This is a genomic window from Pseudomonas sp. AP19 (assembly GCF_001728855.1).
Classification (GTDB): domain Bacteria; phylum Pseudomonadota; class Gammaproteobacteria; order Pseudomonadales; family Pseudomonadaceae; genus Aquipseudomonas; species Aquipseudomonas fluorescens.
The window spans coordinates 1-17844 of the sequence record NZ_LXJP01000066.1; the positions used below are offsets into that span (position 1 = coordinate 1).

Below are 17844 nucleotides of genomic sequence, written 5' to 3' on the forward strand. Positions count from 1 at the left end.
CAAGCCAGATGTTCGCGATAGAAAAACAATGGAGCAGTTGTACAAAGCTGCGGATCGACTGGCGATGGGTGCGAAACTCTATGGCTTCGACGCATTTCATCGGCTCGCAAGAGCTTTGGGCACCTACAGTCAAACGGTAAACAACCATTCACGAGATGAGGGCTTCAATCGGACTGAAGCTGACGCGCTTGTCGTTGCGTCCCTACAGATGATATTCCGCTGCATGGACGAATACTCCGCTCGTGGGAAGGTCTCAATCTTCACCAGGGATATGGAGAAAGCCCTACTAGCCAAGTCCGATCCAGGCATCGTCCAAGCTATTGACGAACACCAAATTACCAACCAAGAGCTGAATCAACCAACTGATTCGCCAGAGCCGATTTCTGTGCTGGTTGGTGAGTTGATTGAAGCAGATACAGTCCCTGAGCTACGCGAGTATCCAGAGGGTGTCGACGGTGGCCACATCGAACTCTATCGCGAGGAATTTGTTCTCTACCACTCCATTCTGCTCGCCTTTAGCGAGGCCAACCGACCTCATTTGTCGCGTGACATTTGCAGAGCTGCGCACTCAATTCACGGCATCTCAGGATCTGTGAATTGTAAAGTATTGCACGAGGTATACGGTGTCCTGGAGTCTCGATTTGAAGTCATGTTCACAGCTGGTAAAGCACTAACTGCTGAGGACACATCAGTGCTTTCAGATCTACTCGTTCAGACCCACAAGTACATGCTGGATTTCCCGTGGGTGACAGAGACTATTCGCTTAGGTGCTTGGGTCGCGATGGCGGCCACGATTGGTGAAGATATTGAGGAAGCGCAATTCACTGAAATGCCTGCTGTGATTGCCAAGCCTTCAACCGAGCAGAAGGTAGCGCTCTTAGACGCTCACACCGAAATAGATCTTAATGCAGAGGTGCAAAAGATTCCGCATGCAGAATCTTTTCTGGTCGAAACGCAACGACCGAGCCCGGCAGTAGAAGAAGACATGGTCCCCGTTCATACGGCTGAGGAAAAGGCCCCAGAGTACAACGAGGATTTCCAGTTCTACCTGGACGAAGCTGAAGATGTGTTCCCTGATCTGGAAAGCAACGTTGCGGCCTGGCTCGAGGATATGAACGACAAGGATTTGGTGCTGACCATCAAACGTAACATGCACACACTGAAAGGTGCGGCTTTGATGGCGGAAGCACAATCGATCGCGGCAATTACGCATTCGATGGAAAGTCTGTTCGAAAGCCTTTCAATCAAGCTTATCAAACCAAGCCTAGAATGCGCCCGACTAGTCATGCACGTAATGCAAGCCATGACGGCGATGACGGAAGATGTAAAGAAGGGCCGTGCATACCCAATTCCGAGTGTTCTTATCCAATGCCTAGAGCACTCCGTGAACACAAACACGATCGACCTTTCACTGCTTCATTCAGACCAAGCGGGTCCAGTTGCGCGATTAGCCGAGCACATTCAGAGCTCGGCCCGAGCTGAATTTCCTCTTGAATATGCTAACGAAGACAAGGATCAAGTCGATCAACCTTTGGACACAGCCTTTGTGTCAAATGAAATGCGGGCGGTTTCAGACCCCGTTGAAGACTCCGGTGCTCAAAGTGAAAACAAACCGGCCCGCAAAAAACGAGGTGGTCGCGGGAAAGGAGGCAAAGGACAAACACCAACGGTTGCCTTCGAGCTGGATAATGATGGCGAGGTTGTCTCAACTGTTCATGCAGGTGAAAGTCACCAAGATGTACTTGCGCAGGAAATCAACGCTGATGTTCCTGAACTGAGGACAGCCTCGTACCATCCTCAAGCCCCAGAGCTCCTGAGTCCCTCGGTCAATATCCTAGCTGATGAATCGATTGCCGATCCCGACTTTGCTAAGGAACCAGAATCTCAACAACAGCATACTGAAGACCAAAACCAAGTCGAACCTATTGAAAAGATTCCGCATGCAGAATCTTTCCAGGGCGATCCTGTACGTGCTGAATACGCCCGCCAAGCATCCGAGGCTTTCGACAGGCTCTACACCATCAAGATGGACAGCGAGATTGGAGTCGATCAACCGATCGTCTCCAACGCTGTGCTGGATCTGTTAGCGCGTGAGCAGGCCCAAGCCAGTAGTGAGGGCAAAAAAACTAACGGGGGTACCTCCGAAAAGATCCGCGTTGAGCTTCATCTCTTAGAAGCTGCGGCGGAAAGGGCTTCGGAGTTGGTCGCAGTTCGCTACCGTCTTAGCGCCCTGAACGAGGAGGCGCACATTCGTCTAACCGGTGCCCGTGAATTACTCGAGGCCAACAGCCTCCAACACGGTCAGCTTACGACAGCCCTTCGGAGCTTCTTCAACAATCAACCTCAGACCCGGAAATTTGAAGATGCTGCTGAAGCGGATCTGGAGCGCTTCAATGACCTTTCAGCGATGCACGTTGCAATGGGTGCGCAAGTTGATGAAGTCCGTGAACAGGTTCACGAGATATTTTCGTATATCCGCCAAATGCGTAATGCCCTGTATGAGCTTGATCCAGCTCTAATCGGACTTCAGCGCGATTTGCTGCATTCGCGCTTGGTACCATTCCTCAACGCCCGACAGAAGCTGACTGGGGCTGCAAAGACAGCCGCGAAAGCAACCGGTAAGGAAGTTGAAGCAACGATGGAGGGTGAAGACGTCATCATGGATAAGATGATGCTGGACGCAATATCTGACCCACTGACTCACATTCTTCGGAACGCCATAGACCACGGTATCGAAGCACCTGCAGAACGTTTGAAGCTCGGGAAGCCTGAGGTGGGCGCTGTCAAAATCAAAGCATCCCGCCGAGCTAAACATATCATTATCGAAATTAGTGACGATGGTCGAGGCATTGATGTTGATGCCGTACAACGTAAAGCCATTGAGATGAAGATCATCTCCGACAACGATCAACTGAGCCGTTCGGAGATTATGCGACTGATCACCCATAGCGGATTCTCGACCGCAGCTAAGCTGACGCACGTCTCTGGCAGGGGCGTTGGGATGGATATCGTAGCAACCACTGTTGAGGGGCTTGGGGGGCGCCTCTACATCGAAAGCGAGAAGGGTATCGGCACTCGGTTTCTGATAGAGCTGCCATTCACGATCGGTTCAAACAAAGCGATGATAGTGAGCTCCGGTAGCCAATGGTTTGCGATTCAGAGTTATTCGATGGTTCAGGTGTTGCTGGTCTCTCGTAGTTCACTGGCAGCCCAAAGAGCCGCAAATGGCTTCGCTACTGTCACATACGATGACCGCAGCTTCGACGTCGTGCACCTGGCAGATCTGGTTGCTATGCCGGACTCAAGAATTTCTGATCAGAAGGGCGGGGATGTAACTGTCATTCTGTGCCAGCAAGGTGATGAGCGAATAGCTATTGAAGTTGCTGAAGTTGACTCGATGCCTGAAATCCATATCAGAAAACTGGAAGGCATGCTCGCAAATGTCCGAGGCTTGGTAGGTGAAACTGAGATGCAGGATGGCAGTCCTGTCTTCGTGCTCGACGTGATGGAAATGGCTCGACTGAACCTCAAACAAGGCTCTAAAGGCTACCAAGTACGGCAGAACCGAGTTCGTTCTCTGAAGCGAGAAAACAAGCCAACCGTTTTGGTAGTCGACGACTCTAGGAGCTATCGCAGTCAGCTTGAGCGGATCTTCACTGGCTTCGGATACACCGTCATCACAGCCGTTGACGGCCAAAATGCTCTGCACAAATTGGGAACGATCGATAAGCCTGACCTGATGCTCGTCGATGTTGAAATGCCAAATATGAATGGGTTCGAATTCACTGAGGCGATTAGGCGCAGGCAGGAGTTTGACGATACTCCAATCATCATGATCACTACCCGAACTGGCCTGGAAGAAAAAGCAATGCGCGCCGGTGTGACCAAGTATTTGCTTAAACCTTGTGATGCAGCGTCCCTTCAACAGGCTGTTGCTCTGATCAAGGCGCAGAAGTCGGTCGAGGAATCCGCAGCATGAGAATTGGCGTTGTAAGCACGAATGAGGTCCAAAAGGCTCTGTTCACTGAGCTTCTGGCACCCTTGGTCGGCGACTTGATCATGTATGACATCTCGCATGCAAAAGACGGCGACCTGGAAATCAGCAATGCACATATCCTTCTGGTAGACATGGCGGACTCGAACGTCGTGGAATGTGAGGAGGTGATGGAGGCACTGGGTCGTGAAGAGCCCATCTGTCTTTTGCACGATAAAGATCTGTATGCCATGGCTCCACGGGATCGCATCTCATGGCGAAACCGCACGATCGATGAAATCAAAAAGGCTCTGCCGGACCTGGCCAACGAATTGGATGAAAAAAAGGATGAGGCGGACAATAAGAATGTGCCCGACCTTTGGATCATTGGTGCGAGTTCAGGTGGGCCACAAGCATTGCGCCAGTTCTTTGGAGATCTTCCACGGATGCCCATATCGATTTTTGTTGCCCAGCACATGTCTGAAGCTGGATACGGTCAAATGCTTGCGCGCTTGAAAGATGTAGCGCCTGGGTGGGGAGTTCAATCTGCGGAATCAGGCATGAAAATCAAGCCAAATTCCGTGTACCTGGTCCCACGCGATAACACGATTGTGATCAATGCTGGGGTGATTCAGCTTCAGCCATACAGTGCTCAATCTGTGTCTTTCAACCCATGCATCGATGCTGTGATCCGTTCCGTCTTCGATTGTCACCCGCACCTCGGGGTGATCATATTGTCTGGAATGGGCATGGATGGATCAGGTGGGATCAGAACGATCAAGGGCAAAGCTAAAATGATTATGGCCCAGGATCACGAATCATCTGGAGCGAAGAGCATGCCAGACTCCGCGCGCAATACTGGCGCAGTCCAATATTCGGCCAACCCTGAAGGCCTAGCCAGAAAGCTTGCACAAATTTACGGACAGAAAACGTTCTGATTGAAAGGCTACCCAAGGGTAGCCTTTTTTATCCGGGTCAGTTGTTGTGTGAATTGGGAGCGGTAGCTGAACGGAGCAAGTCCCCGATCGCCGTACGCTGATCTTCGACACATCGACTTGCGACCTCGCGAATTAGGTCCAGTGCCCCCGGATTCGAAGTGGCAATCAAGTCCAAAAGAAACTTCAACTGTAGCTCTGAGTCGACGGGGTATTCGTCAGGAGGGAATTCAGTCTTAAGAAGCGTCTGGGGTCCAATTTTAGTTGTGACCTGTATTCGGGTGTTGGGCATCAGCGTCGCGAAATTGCGAAGTAGAGGTGAGGTGTTGATTTGTACGCTTGGCATAGTGTGTTCCTCATGGTCGGGACCACTCTATGCGCTAAACGACGTGCCAGAAGCCCATCAACCACACGTTTGCGGGGTACAGAACCCCATGATCTCATCGTAGGACTTGCAGCAAACGACCGGGACCCACCACACAAAGGTATAGATCTCTTCCAGGGATACAGGCCACAAGCGCATCGCGGTATCGAGCAAATAGCCGCCGGCCTCAAACCCGACTGTTACCCCTGGAGAGGTCTGCTGCAGCTTGCCTACCGAAAGTGATGCATTGAATGGGAAAGACCCTACAGCAAAGCCACTGACATGAATTGCTCGGTAGGCAGCCTTGCCCGCGGCGATTGCCGCATTGTCATCGTGATCAGCCATCTGTCGCGGATAGAGAGGTCCCCACTTGGTACCGATGCAGATCTCGGACCCGAAAAGAGAAACGCTCGAAGTAAGAGGGTTAGTACAAGCAACCATACCCAGGGCGGACGCGATACCGATGTCTCGACACCCGGTGTTCCAAGTTGGATCGAACTCAGTGTCGTAGATCATTTTCGGAAAGCAGCTGGGCAAGGCTTGGTTGAAAGCGCCAAGGGCTTTACTTTGCAGAACGTTAGCTGCCGCACCACACACATCAAGCATGCTGGTCAGCCCAACATTTGTAGTCCGAGCAAAATCAGGACCGCAAAGCTTGCAGCTTTGAAAGGCCATCGCGAGATCGAGAGCCCAGTCTGGGATTTCCCAGAGGCGCACGTGCATGGAGGTATAGGCATTGTTGTCAGTGCCGACACTGAGGGGACCGCCGAATGGCTGGCCCAAGGCAGTATCACCCCCGCCTTTGATTACTTCACAGATAGCCACGGGCTGGTAGTGCGAAACGATGAGGTAGTCTTCACACCACCAGCAACAAGGCCCATAAACCATATAGCTAAGGCTAATTGGATCAATGACAAGCAGAGTCGCCAGAGATGTTACGGCGGCCTCAGCGTCTTCAGGCTTGAGCCCCAGGCCCAGGCCGGACGCAGCTGCTAGAGCGGTAACCGCGGAAAGCTTGTTGAACTCGCGTCGAGTCGTCATCCCAATCTCCAAAAAGGAATCTTTACCTAATAGTGGAGTTGGAGTGCCCTAAAACGGGCTAAGGGATGTTGGTTGCAGGTATGTGCGATGGCCAACGCAGGGCCTCTCCCGTATCGTCAGAGTCGCAGCCTTGCCCCACGCCGAGGGCAGCAGCGAGTTGGACTGATAGGTGATGGCCGGCTTCGAGGTCTGGAGCTGGATCAAGAACAGATACCGAGGAGTCCGGATTAGCCGCTTGGTACAAATAGCCAAGGGGGTTTCTGACTAAACCACAGCTTGATCGCCCATCAGTCTGTTCGAGCGCGACACAAGGGCCAGAGGTACAGTTCAAGTAGGTGTTGGCCAGCATGCAAGGTGCAACCGAGCAGCAATAGCCGCACCCGTTGCAGGACTCACCCGATCTAGGTTTTGAGTAGGTAAAGAGATTGATCATTATGGAGTCGACCTCCAATTCGCTGTCGAGTCAATTAAGGGCGAATGACATGCCTCGGAAGGGAACACTCACCAAAGGCGCCTGACCGTCAAGGCTCATAGCTTCGTCAAATGAGGGGTTCATAACGTGCACTGTGGGGTCGGAGGCATCCATCCGAACAACCACGAGCACTCGCTCTGCGTCGGTCTGTGGGCAGCGGCCTGTAACGTAGACATCGTGCTCAGATACATAAGCACAGATTCGACTGCGATACCGGTCCGCCCCGAACTCACCCTTTCGTGGCTTAAGTGCAACAAGCGCACCAGACACGTTCAATGAAAGGTCATGCTGTACTTCAAACATCAGATCACCCACCTGTGCCTGGCCCTCAGTGCTCCAAACATCACCATCGAACGAGAAGGATGCTTCGCCCGACTCACCCATGCCAGTTTGAGAATGGAGGAGCTGCTTGAACTGTTCGAGAGCTAGTGCGCGGAACTCTTCAGCATTGAGGTGCGCGGGGAGTGTGACATTGAGGACACCATTGAAGTTTACTGGAAGGCTGATGCTTTGGGTCTGTTCGTTACGCACTGTGTTCATGGTGATGCCCCTGAGAGAATGGCTTGAGTATCCGCTCATCGAGCTGTGCCACCAGCGCAAACCACATAAAATGGGGTAGTGGGCGGCCACTATTAGGGTATTAGCAACGGGAGACTTTGTCGTGATTGACGTGCCATCGAATTTGATTTGGATTGTAGGCTTTGTGTTACTCGTGATTGCACTGGCGTTCCTCTGGAACCTGAAGCTGAGCAACCATGCGTCCGAGGCGCAGCATTATGAGCATCCTCCTGAAATGTCGCATCCAGTGAATGAGGTAAGGCGCTATAAGGGCATGCCGGTGCTTGCGCCCGCACCACCACCGGTGGAAATCATCCTGGAAGCAGAGACAATTGCAGCGGAAGAGGAGATCAAGCCGGATGAGTCAGAAACCGACAAACTCAATGATGTACCGGACTGCGAGGATGCCGAACGCATGCTTTCGCTGGCATGGAAACTTGAGGTGAACGGTGATTTTGAAGGGCGTGATGAGTTCGCCGGCATGGTAGTAGAGAAACCAGATGCCTCACCACGTCAACGAGACCGGGCCCATGCCATGTTGCGCCGAGACAGCATGGCCTGAAAACCTTGAACATCTTCAGATGCCTGGTAGTCCTCGACAGTGTGATCGAGCATCGTTGAGCATTCCTCGTCGAAACGATCCCCAGTGGGGCTGTTGCGCCACTTACATGCCCCCACTGACACCGTAACGATGCAGTCATTGATTCGATGGATACCTACCAAGCTCTCACCACACTTGATGGCCATCTTGGACACGTTCGAGGCCGATGATCGAATCGTGAAATACACCTGCCCATTACTCATCAGGTCGGCACCCACGAAGGTACCCATAACGCCCTGGACTTCTACGTCGGCCCCAGGAAGAGGCAATCGATCGTTCACATGTCACCCCACATTTCGAAGAGCGTCTCAGCGAATTCAGAGTCGCGAATTTTACCGATAGCCTGGATCTCCAACTGACGCACACGCTCTTTAGAGAGGTTCATTTCTACGGATAGCTCTGCCAAGGTTTTTTCCCGGGCGTCGCCCATGCCGAAGCGATTGATGAGTACGAAGATCTCTCGCTGAGTTAGAACGTCTCCCAGGGCACTTTCGACAAACTGGCGCGTGCTGTCGTCTTCGATCTCAGACATGAAATCATTATTGGTGTCAGCGAGCAGCTCATGAAGACCATCTGACTCAGCAGAATCAGTGCCCTGGAAAGCAGTGTCGATTGATCTCTGACCGCCGGCGAAGTGGACCAAGTCACGAACAATGTCTTGGTCCAGCTTCGTTGCCTCTGACAGGGTTTTGATCGACACGTTTGGTTGATCACGTAGCATGTTTGCAATCAAGCGGCGGTGTTTATGCATACCTTCTGGGAGGCGGATGGACTCTTGATCAGCCAGGTCTCGACTAATGGACACATTGATCCAGGTGAGCGCGATCGTCGAGAAGCGAAAACCCATCTCAGGTGCAAAGCGGTATACCGCACGGGTCAAACCCATGTTGGCTGCAGACCGAGCAATTTCTTTGTCGGCATAACGGAAGCGGCCGATTTGCTGCTCTACCAGACGAACATTTGCGTTGGTGAAAATATCAGCGCATTTCTCGATATCACGATCGACGCGGTTGAAAACGGACCAGGCTGAAAGAATCTCGATGGCTGGTGCTTCGCCGGTAGACGCGGCCTCAAGGATAGCTTGCTGACGGCCGGTAATACCGAGACGAAGCTTCTTCATCGCAGCGGGCGGGAAAAGCTTAAGCTCGTAGCCGCCAGAGATCAGCAAGGCTGGAATCAACTTAGGGGATGTCCAGTTGCCAGAGATGATCCCTTCAACCTTAATCCTAGGGATCCGAACCTCATCACAGATAAACTTGATCAGATCACGAGTACGAGCACTCAGCTCCTTGCAGTTGACGCGAAATTGATCAGCCGCACGATTCAAGATGTAGTCGTAGGGAACGATCTCAGCAAGCTTCAGACGAAGCTCATCACGAACAGCGGCGCTGAAGAGAGTGCCGTCCATGCCTTCGGCCGCATAGCCACGAAGTTCGCTAATCAGGGTACGGATTGTATTTAGCTTGCGTCGAACAAGTGAGGCGAATTTCTGATCAGCAATAGCCTTTGCAGCCTTGTGGGCCTCTTTCGCTGAGTAGTCGCCTTCAGGCAGGGTACCGACACGCAACCACGCACCGTCGTGGTAGATCAATGCAACCGCTTTGTCGACCTTGTCCTTCTCGCCCATGGCATCCCAGATATCCTCGACCATCGCAGAGACGATGCTCGTATCGACGGCCAATGCCCGTACCAGGTCCAGTTGACCCATGAGGATTCTGAAGCCCAGAGCTTGCTCATCTTGAGCGCTCAGGAGCCCCTTGGGGCCCTCGATAGCTGGAAGTGCCGGGGTGTGGGTAGGCAGATTGAAGCCGTTGCCAATACGGGGCTCTGCCGGGCTTCGGTGCTGTGTTGAAAACTGAGTCGCGACCTTGCTCATCATTTATCTCCAGAGCCGGGCCTTAAAGGCGCACCGGCATCAATACGAAACTGTGTGATGGAAAGTCTCGAGCTCTTAGGAGCGTGCCAGAAGCAGCTCCAGAAAAAATCACATCGATTTCGGCAGCTCCGAGAGAACGTACAATTTCACCGGCAAGTGAGCCGTTGAATCCGATCTCCAGTGGTTCCGCGTGGTAGTCACAGGCGAGAACATCGTCGGCCATGTCTTCGGCCCGGCCGCCAACAGACTGAATCGAAATTGAGTCAGCCGAGACTGCGAGTCGCACCAAAGACACTGCACCTTCGGATAGGAGTCCGACGCGGGCCATTGCGCCAGCAAAATCGTCACGGACAATGCGAGCGACGTCGCCTCTCTCAGCAGCTGCTACCAACTTCCGGTAATCTGGGAATTTGCCTTCAACCAGTTTCGTGTGAAGCACACCACCCTCTCGAGTAAAGCGGGCCATGCTGCCTGAGGTTGCAATCTGGACATTTCCGGTGCCAACAAACTGGCAAACATCTTCAATACCGCTGCTCGGCAGGATGAAGTTCTGCATCGGTTCGCCTGTCACAGGGACATCAATAACACCCAGACGAAATCCATCAGATGCGGCGAGGGTCATGAGCCCCTGTTGGAAGTCGAACAGAATGCCATTGAGCATGACCCGAACGTCATTGCGAGCCGCACAGAAACCTACTTGATGAACGGCGGTACTAAGAGTGATGCCAGCGATATTCAGCTCACCCTTGCTCTGGTCTGCAGTGAACTCCATTACGGGGAAGTGATCGGCAGAAATTGTGGCTAGGGAGAAGCGCGATCGTGCAGCAGAAATCACGAGCTTAGGCTCAACAAACTGGATGGAAACCATCGAGTCTTTTGCCAGAGCTGAAATCACTTGGTCGAACTTTACTGCAGGGACGCAGACAGCAAACCCATCGCCCTGCAGGGTGAACAGGTCGGGTGGAATGGAAAGGCTCATTTGCTTCTGACCGTTATGGGCAGACAGCAACAAACCTGTGGCATCTACCTGAATCAAAAAATGGCCGTAGACGTCAGTAGCTTTGCGCAGGGGTACACGTGAAACGGTTTTAAGGTAGTGAGCTAGATCGGAACACTTGATCGTGAATTTCATGGGCTAATCCCTGTAAGGTATAGCCCATGATTACTTGCTAAAGGGTGTGCCAGAACCACCCGGACTGATCAATTATTAACCATGCCCTGTGAGTGTTGTCACCGCATGAGTTGCGCAGGGTTATGCACACATTTGTCCCCTGAAATTGTGGATAACCTTACATTGCTTCGATCAGAACCTTGCTGAATGCGGTGGTAGCTTCACGTCCGTCGACTCTAAAAGAAGACTTCTGTGCAAACCTGGCCATGTCACTGGCTACACGGCGCGCGTAACCAACTTGCCCTGAACGGTCGAATAGCGGCTTAGAATGATGCTGTCGTTGTCCCAATCAACGGACGTAACCCACCAAACCTGCAGATCGGCGGAGCGGGGCATCATCTCGTCATCATCTTTACCAACGAGCAGTACCGCTACGCCGGTGGCCACGCGGATGTTGGCCTGGATTTCACCGTGGTGGCCCGCCAGCACAGCCTTGAACGGCTTCACGCCTCGAGCCTTCTCCCACATTCGATCGAAGGTTCCACCTGAGACGCAGGACTGGGAATAAAAGGTTTCGTCAGAGGGACGAAAGACCCCTACACAGGTACGCATACCAAGCGCATCGAGGCGTCGGGCGTCATCAGGGTTGAAACCCATCTTGAGTCGGATTGCGGACATCAGCAATTCGTTGAGAGCGGCGCTCTTTTGTCGATCACCAATAGATTTTGCAATGCCAGCTGCGGCCGCGAGCATGAAGGCCAGGCCTGTAGATACAGCTTCGTTAGTTGTCTTCATCGACCTAGCCTCAAGCAATAGCGGGTTGAACATCTGGATTCAGTGCGCCGTGTACTTCGAAAGTGCCAAGGTCTGAGTAGACATTGGCTGATACCCCGTGCGGGAAAAGCTCTCCATCCCGCACAATGCGTACACGCCAGTTCCCGAGGTTCGTATCTAGAGCCTGGAACACGGTACCGCTGATAGCCGGTGCGAGCTCAGAGATGGCATGGGGCGTGAAAGTAACGCGGTCCAGCGGGTTGACCGGGCAACTGAGCAAAGTGGTGGCTGGGGCAGGACATTTTTGAACATTATTCACGGGAGAAAGTCCGAATGGCTTGATTGAAGCCATGTTCCCCCGGAACGGCGCGTGCCACGAGCGGGTAGGGCTGATTAAAACCACGAACTGCCCTAGGTCACCGAATCCGGCTCAGCTCGCACCAGCCAGATAGTGCTCAGATCCTAGCTCAGCAGGGGTAATCCGCTGAATCTGCCAGCCCCGATGAAATAGCTGCCCGTCTTTGACCAACCAGGTATCACCAAGCAGGCTCGTCATGTCTGCCGCTACCTTGGCTGCGATTTCGCCGACCGTGAATTCGAGCGATTCACCTTTTGCCTGTCGCTCATCGGCCAGGAATCTGAGATGTGCAACTTGCTGATCGGCAATGATCGACGTGAAGCGACAGTCAGGCTTTCCGGCCTGGCCTGAGGCGATGAACGCTGCCTTCAAATCTTCGTTGTTCATCTGGCCTGCTCGGGATAACCAGCTGGCATCACGTTCAGCGCGCCACCGACACTCAGCTTCGACTAGCTCAGGGGTTGTGAGCTTGCCGATATCTTCTCGATGCCAGCATACAAGATGTGCTGTTGTGGTCTCAGCAGCCTCATCAGCTTCCCAAATGCGCCAAACGAACCCAAGTGCGTCCCAGCCCGGGAATGTCACGGTGAAATCCGTGGGATTTCCACCCTCAAGTCGGGTCCAGACATCCTGGCAGATAGCGACCCCATGTCGCGAGTCCCACTCAGGTGCCCACTCAGCGGGCCCGAAAGGGAGGTGGACTGGCGTGTCTGACTCGACAACGTTGTACCAGGGATAGCTATGGTTCAGCGGGGGGCGAATGACCAATGGCCTCAAACCCTTCAATAGCCGTTGGTACAGAGAGGACTTTGCAAGGATGTGGTTTTCCACTCCTCCCTGTGCTGATACGACTTCGCGATACCGGGTCAGCACGCGTTCTTCACTCTGGGGTTCTATCACGGGAGGTACTCAACGGCAGTGGCGGCAGATACCGCTCGGGGCTTGATCAGCAGTGACAAATTGGCCGCAGGCACCACACCTAGGAGTAAAACGGCGCTGGGTAGGGGGCCGCAATAAGGTTATGCCTGTCCCTTCAAGAGCATCAGAAACTGTCATGGTTACCGCCGAAGCAATAGGGCGTGCCTTTGCGTCGACGTATGACTTAGGCCAGACCTGCCGGGTACATGCGGAGGCTTCGCTGCCGAAATGAGAGAAAGCCTCGTCGAGTGTGAAAACAGAGGCTTTCGTCAGATCAGTAGTCAGCGCATCACCGCTAATCCAGAACATGTCGTTCCCGTCAAAATGGAACCTGGACGCCACATAACACAATTCAGTTCCGGCTCTAGGGACCCAATGGATACCGATGTACTGGAAGTCGACCGCCATCTCGTGTCGTGGTCTGACGAAGCTCAGAGGCCAGGGAATATCGCTCCAACGTGATGCGTGTTGACTCAAAGCATCGTCACGAGTGAAAACCTGAGCCTGATTGAGGTCTGTGGTATAGGACCCACCCTCGCGCCACCAGTTGATCCGGCTACCGATAAGCTCGCGGGAGTCTTGCAAGATGAACTGTTCCATTTCCATCAACCCCTTCAGCTATAAACTTTCAGTCAGCTTCACCCGGATCGCTGAGATGATTTGCGAGTGCGAAGCACCTGAGGGCAGGCCAACCAGGTCTGCACAATCCTGAAGCTGGTGTAGCACCTCAAGGGCGGGTTCTGTTGGAGCGTTCGCATTCCACCGCTTTGCGATTTCATCGCCCAACTTACCGGCGTCGTCCATTACCGCCATGGCGTCAACCAAGCGATCATTTGAATGGAGTCGAATCGAGGCGAAGGCCAGATTCATGCTCTTGCCTTCACCTGAAAATGCGAGCTGGACATGGCCGTATTTCGGGTTTCGTACAGCAATCAGCTTCAATGTGTCTGTATCAACAAACCCTTCAACACCATCAAAGTTTGGAGTGATGATCATGTGAACCTCAAGTGGAGTTCAGAATGGCGCTACCACGTCGCCGTCCAGGCTATAGAAGACCTGTTTGTTTACGGCGTTGTGCTGTGAGTCAAGATAAGCGGCTCGCCACATGACATCGGGTATTTGTACGGAGAGCTTCGAAGCTATCTCTTTGAAGTGAGCAAGGTCTGAAGGATGCCCGACGTCATCAAGGTTGCTATATACGATACCTTCATCGCAATCATCTAAGCCTTCCACGCTATCCTTCTCGACAACCATGTAAAAGCCCTGGAGAGGCCGGTCCCAGCCCAGCTGAACGCGAACCAAGCAATTGCTTTGCGCGTGGTATAACTTGACGAAATGCTGGCTCATCCGACCTCCTAATTCGTTATGTCGCACAGGCTACATATCCGTCCGGCATTCACATATCCAAAACAGGCTAAGTTTTTTCGCCAGCGGCCAACGCTGTGAGCGCGCAGCCAGAGATAAACGCCAGCGCCATGGCGATCCAGCCGAAGCTGTTACGGATGAAGCCTTCAACGGCGGCACCGTAGGTAAGCGAGAAATACTGCATGCCAAGGCCTACTAGCAGAATAAGAATGGCTCCGAGGCTATAAATCAAACTGCGCATGATGATGCTTCCTTGTTGAGTGAGCACATCATCAAGGCGTTCTAGCCGTGCCAGAAGCCTTTGCGCTTACACGAATGGCGAAAACATCCACCGGCAGATCACCAAAGTGTTCATGCACAATTGATTGCTCTTCAAAGCCCAGCCACGGAAGCAATATCTCTCGCTCTGCATCGCCCTTTTTGGGGTATCCCCAACAGACCCTAACCATGTCGTAAGTCCGTCCTTCGAGTCGAGTTCGCCAGTAGGGAGTCTGCAGCCGGAATTCAAACGTTTTGGTGCCGGCCTTGATCTGATGGAAGTAGGTGCCGATCAAGTTGAGCGTCAGGATCTTCAAGGGGTCTCCTCAGATGGTGCTGTATTGAGTCCACTAGAGGTGAGGGCGCAGTCGCACAGGTCAGTGCCAATGGGGAAGGGGGTGTTGAGGCACATTTCAAACATTCGATAGACCTCCAGGGCGAGGTGTACCCGGAAGAGTTAATGGCGGCCCCCAAAAGCCGAAGGCAGAATCTCTACACCTTAACGCCACCGCGGGGAGCGAACACCTTCGCGCGAGGGATCCAGGGGCTATTCTGGTCCATCACCCCAACGCATCCAGGCCAGTTTCCTTATTGCAGCAATCCCAATACCCACCAGTAGAGCCAGGAAATCAGAAGTATTTCCAAGCCATGTTGCGATCGCCAGAGTAGGCAAAATCGATGCAAAGGCGATGATGGCGAGTCCGGCCGGGCTTCTAAGCCAGAAATACATGCTACCCATAGTGATCTCTCCATAGTCAGTCGGGCTGAGCGCCCCTTATTCGCTAAGACAAGATATTAGCCGAAAGGTCGATTCGTTGAACTCAGCCTAAAGACACAGCCATTCCATTCCTCAGGTCGATTTTTGATAACCATGTTTTGGGTTGGTGACTAACGACGACGTGGCATCGTTGACCTTAGATTCCGGTAATAACTGCCTAACTCGTTTGAATACTCGGTGCGTAAGAACAGCATCGCTCTTCTGCTTGTTGCAGCGGCTACCCCCACGTTGGTCGTGGCTGGTGACAAGCACGGCTCTGATCGCTGCCCTCAGGAAGCGCACGGCCGCTTCGAGGTTGGCTAACAGGGTCACGGCCGTGACTTCGTAGGCGGCCTCGGCAAGTCATTGACCTGAACAAAGATCAGCGCAAAGCAGTTCGTGAGGCCGGCCTTGATGAGCACCATACTGTCAGCAAGATCAACCGTGACTATCTGGACAAGCTCTTTGCGGCTGATAAGGCCGTCATGAAGAAGGCAATCGAGGATGTTCGATCCGAATCTGAAGGCAAGATTCGTGAGGCGCTTCTGAAGCTTGACGACGAACACCGCGCAGAATGGGAAGAATTCCAGAAGTGGAAAGCAGCCAAGAAAGGCTTAATGGAAGCGCCACCTGGTCTACGCAACCGGCTGGCGCTCAGATTAGATTCCCTATGCGGAATACTAAGGCGTCGCCCTCTCAGATCTTCTCGGCAAAGCTGGGCCGCGCCCCCGAACAGAACTGGGCAAAGCTGTCGATCATCTCGCGTGAGTCGTTGACGTCGATAGTGAACTGGGCCTTCAAATCAGTTGCCTCTTTCTCATACGAGAAACCGACCGTGCGACCTCCTCTGAATGCAGCCAACTGCTCTGGGGTCGGATCGAAGGTTATGTATGAAAACCCGTTCTTCAAGTTTGGGCCGACTTTTCCGTTACGAACTGGGAATCTCTTGTTGTCAACGATCAACGACAGCTTATCCATCAAACCTAGCACGCTGGTGTCGTACCAAGCCTTGTAGAAAGCTCCCATCGACACGCCACCTTGCGCATTGCACGACATCCCAATCCTACCGGTACCGGTGATCTTGGTTTGCTCACCCATCAAGTACACAAGCCCATGCTCTCCTCGAATGGTCCAGGTTGCGGTTAGCGACCCAGCGTTCACGAGATCCAGCTCATAGGATTCGAGCGGGGTTAGGTAATTCATGTCTGCCGGCCCGGCTTTCGAGGCAACCTCAAGCAAACGAAGGTCGATTCCAAGATTGCTGAGGTGGTTGGCAAGCAGGGTAGAGGTAATCTGACCCGTAGCAATGTCTGTGTCTCCAGCTACTCCGCTGGCCTTGAAGAACTGGTGGACACCCATCTTGGATTCACCGTCCATCAAACGAAATACCCCACCGGCGAAGGCAAATGGGCAGGCACTCTCACAGAAACCCGAGCTGGGGTTGGTGTGAGGACCATTCCACACGCCAATTCGTGTTGAATACCCGCGCTCTCGGATCAATTGTCCGAGCTCCATAGCCGCAATCAAGTCCCCACCATGGGAGTTGAAGTACACAAACCCAACCTGCCGATCATTCAGGAAGCCCCTCTTGCGAAAAGCTTCGACTGTCGGCCGGTGGATATATCCATCGATGTAGACCTCGGGGATGTCCTGAGGAGTCTTAGGTGATACGAAATTGATCTGGGCTGGTACCAGTCGCTTATCAACATGATCCTTGCCCGCTGGCGCGGCGAAAACGGTGCAGCTCACAAGCAAGGTAGCGAGGGCAAGCAATGGGCGAATCACGAGCGCTCCTCGACCTGCTTGAGGAAAACGAGACCTGATTGGGATGATAGAAACTCAGCGAGTTTCGAGCCCGCGGCAAGAATGACTCCAAGGTCAGTTCTCTTGAGCCGGATACCTTCCTGACATATGGCTCCAGCAGCGTCCAACTCAACCCCCAAGGCAGCACAGAGACGCCGAGCTTCGGCCTCGATACAGGACCAGGCATCAGACTGAAAGCCTTCGTCATCAATGCGGTCAGCGGACCATGTGAACGGTATTTCAACATAGTGCTGAACGTGGAGCGTGGGGGTTGCTGCGTGGGTCATGGTCATCATGCTTGCCTCATCAATACTTAATGATTGCATGGTGATGGAGTAAGACGTGTGCCAAAACCGGTGTGCCAAAATTAGTCTGTGGGAACCCGCGTGCCCGGTTTACCAGCAAGCTCGCTGACACCCAGGACAATGCGCTGGACCTCATCATCCAAGCGTTCACGGGGCACAACCCAACGCAGGCCCAAATAGTCAACGCTGCAGGCAGAGTGCGGCCGCAGCCATGTCAGCGGCCCGGGGCGCTCGCAGAAGAGCGTGCCTCGGAATATACCCACCTCTCGCATGCTGCCTTCGAGGTCATTGATCACTGAGAGCGAGTGATCAGCATGAACTGCGATATGGATCTCGGCGGTAGCCGCATCACTGTCCAGCCGATCAGGCCATAGC

General features: G+C 53.2%; 17 protein-coding genes. 3 read left to right on the plus strand and 14 right to left on the minus strand.

Annotated features, from left to right (window positions below):
- Positions 1-28 precede the first annotated feature (28 nt).
- Both A7D21_RS29370 and A7D21_RS29375 read left to right on the plus strand, forming a co-directional pair.
- Entirely contained in the window at positions 29-3979 is a 3951-nt protein-coding gene (locus tag A7D21_RS29370; protein WP_069553349.1) for a response regulator, read from the plus strand.
- Positions 3976-4911, plus strand: coding sequence for a chemotaxis protein CheB (locus tag A7D21_RS29375; RefSeq protein ID WP_069553350.1), 936 nt, complete (start codon positions 3976-3978; stop codon positions 4909-4911). The genes A7D21_RS29370 and A7D21_RS29375 overlap by 4 nt, the downstream gene beginning before the upstream one ends.
- 400 nt (positions 4912-5311) lie before the next feature.
- Here A7D21_RS29375 and A7D21_RS29385 read toward each other — a convergent pair whose 3' ends face one another.
- Positions 5312-6313 carry a hypothetical protein gene (locus tag A7D21_RS29385; RefSeq protein ID WP_083272263.1) on the minus strand — a complete coding sequence of 334 codons (1002 nt, stop codon included), beginning with the start codon at positions 6311-6313 and terminating at the stop codon, positions 5312-5314.
- Positions 6314-6776: 463 nt separating this feature from the next.
- A complete protein-coding gene (locus A7D21_RS29390) occupies positions 6777-7325 on the minus strand; it encodes a hypothetical protein (protein ID WP_069553352.1) in 549 nt (182 codons plus the stop codon).
- Positions 7326-7446: 121 nt separating this feature from the next.
- On the opposite strand from A7D21_RS29390, the gene A7D21_RS29395 reads away from it, so the two are divergent.
- The gene (locus A7D21_RS29395; protein WP_069553353.1) at positions 7447-7905 is read left to right on the plus strand and encodes a hypothetical protein; all 459 of its coding nucleotides are present in this window, start codon (positions 7447-7449) and stop codon (positions 7903-7905) included.
- A 316-nt stretch (positions 7906-8221) separates the two neighbouring features.
- Here the strand turns inward: A7D21_RS29395 and A7D21_RS29400 are convergent, their stop codons facing one another.
- From A7D21_RS29400 to A7D21_RS29460, 12 genes are all read right to left on the minus strand, one after another.
- On the minus strand, positions 8222-9820 hold the full coding sequence (locus A7D21_RS29400; protein WP_069553354.1) for a sigma factor-like helix-turn-helix DNA-binding protein: 1599 nt from the start codon (positions 9818-9820) through the stop codon (positions 8222-8224).
- A gap of 22 nt (positions 9821-9842) precedes the next feature.
- On the minus strand, positions 9843-10952 hold the full coding sequence (gene dnaN, locus A7D21_RS29405) for a DNA polymerase III subunit beta (protein WP_069553355.1): 1110 nt from the start codon (positions 10950-10952) through the stop codon (positions 9843-9845).
- A 255-nt stretch (positions 10953-11207) separates the two neighbouring features.
- Positions 11208-11726, minus strand: a complete 519-nt coding sequence (locus A7D21_RS29410; RefSeq protein WP_083272264.1) for a hypothetical protein — start codon at positions 11724-11726, stop codon at positions 11208-11210.
- 409 nt (positions 11727-12135) lie between these two features.
- Positions 12136-12450, minus strand: a complete 315-nt coding sequence (locus A7D21_RS35590; protein ID WP_017848251.1) for a hypothetical protein — start codon at positions 12448-12450, stop codon at positions 12136-12138.
- 522 nt (positions 12451-12972) lie between these two features.
- Positions 12973-13581 carry a hypothetical protein gene (locus A7D21_RS29420; RefSeq protein ID WP_069553370.1) on the minus strand — a complete coding sequence of 203 codons (609 nt, stop codon included), beginning with the start codon at positions 13579-13581 and terminating at the stop codon, positions 12973-12975.
- An 18-nt stretch (positions 13582-13599) separates the two neighbouring features.
- Positions 13600-13977 carry a hypothetical protein gene (locus tag A7D21_RS29425; RefSeq protein ID WP_017848249.1) on the minus strand — a complete coding sequence of 126 codons (378 nt, stop codon included), beginning with the start codon at positions 13975-13977 and terminating at the stop codon, positions 13600-13602.
- A gap of 18 nt (positions 13978-13995) precedes the next feature.
- The gene (locus A7D21_RS29430; protein ID WP_069553357.1) at positions 13996-14328 is read right to left on the minus strand and encodes a hypothetical protein; all 333 of its coding nucleotides are present in this window, start codon (positions 14326-14328) and stop codon (positions 13996-13998) included.
- A 67-nt stretch (positions 14329-14395) separates the two neighbouring features.
- Positions 14396-14587, minus strand: a complete 192-nt coding sequence (locus tag A7D21_RS29435) for a hypothetical protein (protein WP_017848247.1) — start codon at positions 14585-14587, stop codon at positions 14396-14398.
- 31 nt (positions 14588-14618) lie between these two features.
- Positions 14619-14921 (minus strand): RNA-binding protein, encoded by a 303-nt coding sequence (locus A7D21_RS29440; protein WP_017848246.1) that lies wholly within the window; start codon positions 14919-14921, stop codon positions 14619-14621.
- A 230-nt stretch (positions 14922-15151) separates the two neighbouring features.
- A complete protein-coding gene (locus tag A7D21_RS29445; RefSeq protein ID WP_017848245.1) occupies positions 15152-15343 on the minus strand; it encodes a hypothetical protein in 192 nt (63 codons plus the stop codon).
- 714 nt (positions 15344-16057) lie between these two features.
- Positions 16058-17146, minus strand: coding sequence for a hypothetical protein (locus tag A7D21_RS29455; protein ID WP_069553358.1), 1089 nt, complete (start codon positions 17144-17146; stop codon positions 16058-16060).
- Positions 17143-17460 carry a hypothetical protein gene (locus A7D21_RS29460; protein WP_069553359.1) on the minus strand — a complete coding sequence of 106 codons (318 nt, stop codon included), beginning with the start codon at positions 17458-17460 and terminating at the stop codon, positions 17143-17145. The genes A7D21_RS29455 and A7D21_RS29460 overlap by 4 nt, the downstream gene beginning before the upstream one ends.
- Positions 17461-17844 lie beyond the last annotated feature (384 nt).

Excerpts from the sequence above, each read along its gene's own strand:
- A7D21_RS29385 (WP_083272263.1), bottom strand. The coding sequence starts at position 6,313 with ATGACGACTCGACGCGAGTTCAACAAGCTTTCCGCGGTTACCGCTCTA.
- A7D21_RS29445 (WP_017848245.1), bottom strand. The coding sequence starts at position 15,343 with ATGGGTAGCATGTATTTCTGGCTTAGAAGCCCGGCCGGACTCGCCATC.
- A7D21_RS29390 (WP_069553352.1), bottom strand. The coding sequence starts at position 7,325 with ATGAACACAGTGCGTAACGAACAGACCCAAAGCATCAGCCTTCCAGTA.
- dnaN (WP_069553355.1), bottom strand. The coding sequence starts at position 10,952 with ATGAAATTCACGATCAAGTGTTCCGATCTAGCTCACTACCTTAAAACC.
- A7D21_RS29375 (WP_069553350.1), top strand. The coding sequence starts at position 3,976 with ATGAGAATTGGCGTTGTAAGCACGAATGAGGTCCAAAAGGCTCTGTTC.
- A7D21_RS29410 (WP_083272264.1), bottom strand. The coding sequence starts at position 11,726 with ATGAAGACAACTAACGAAGCTGTATCTACAGGCCTGGCCTTCATGCTC.
- A7D21_RS29420 (WP_069553370.1), bottom strand. The coding sequence starts at position 13,581 with ATGGAACAGTTCATCTTGCAAGACTCCCGCGAGCTTATCGGTAGCCGG.
- A7D21_RS29430 (WP_069553357.1), bottom strand. The coding sequence starts at position 14,328 with ATGAGCCAGCATTTCGTCAAGTTATACCACGCGCAAAGCAATTGCTTG.
- A7D21_RS29460 (WP_069553359.1), bottom strand. The coding sequence starts at position 17,460 with ATGATGACCATGACCCACGCAGCAACCCCCACGCTCCACGTTCAGCAC.
- A7D21_RS29425 (WP_017848249.1), bottom strand. The coding sequence starts at position 13,977 with ATGATCATCACTCCAAACTTTGATGGTGTTGAAGGGTTTGTTGATACA.
- A7D21_RS29435 (WP_017848247.1), bottom strand. The coding sequence starts at position 14,587 with ATGCGCAGTTTGATTTATAGCCTCGGAGCCATTCTTATTCTGCTAGTA.
- A7D21_RS29400 (WP_069553354.1), bottom strand. The coding sequence starts at position 9,820 with ATGAGCAAGGTCGCGACTCAGTTTTCAACACAGCACCGAAGCCCGGCA.
- A7D21_RS35590 (WP_017848251.1), bottom strand. The coding sequence starts at position 12,450 with ATGAACAACGAAGATTTGAAGGCAGCGTTCATCGCCTCAGGCCAGGCC.
- A7D21_RS29370 (WP_069553349.1), top strand. The coding sequence starts at position 29 with ATGGAGCAGTTGTACAAAGCTGCGGATCGACTGGCGATGGGTGCGAAA.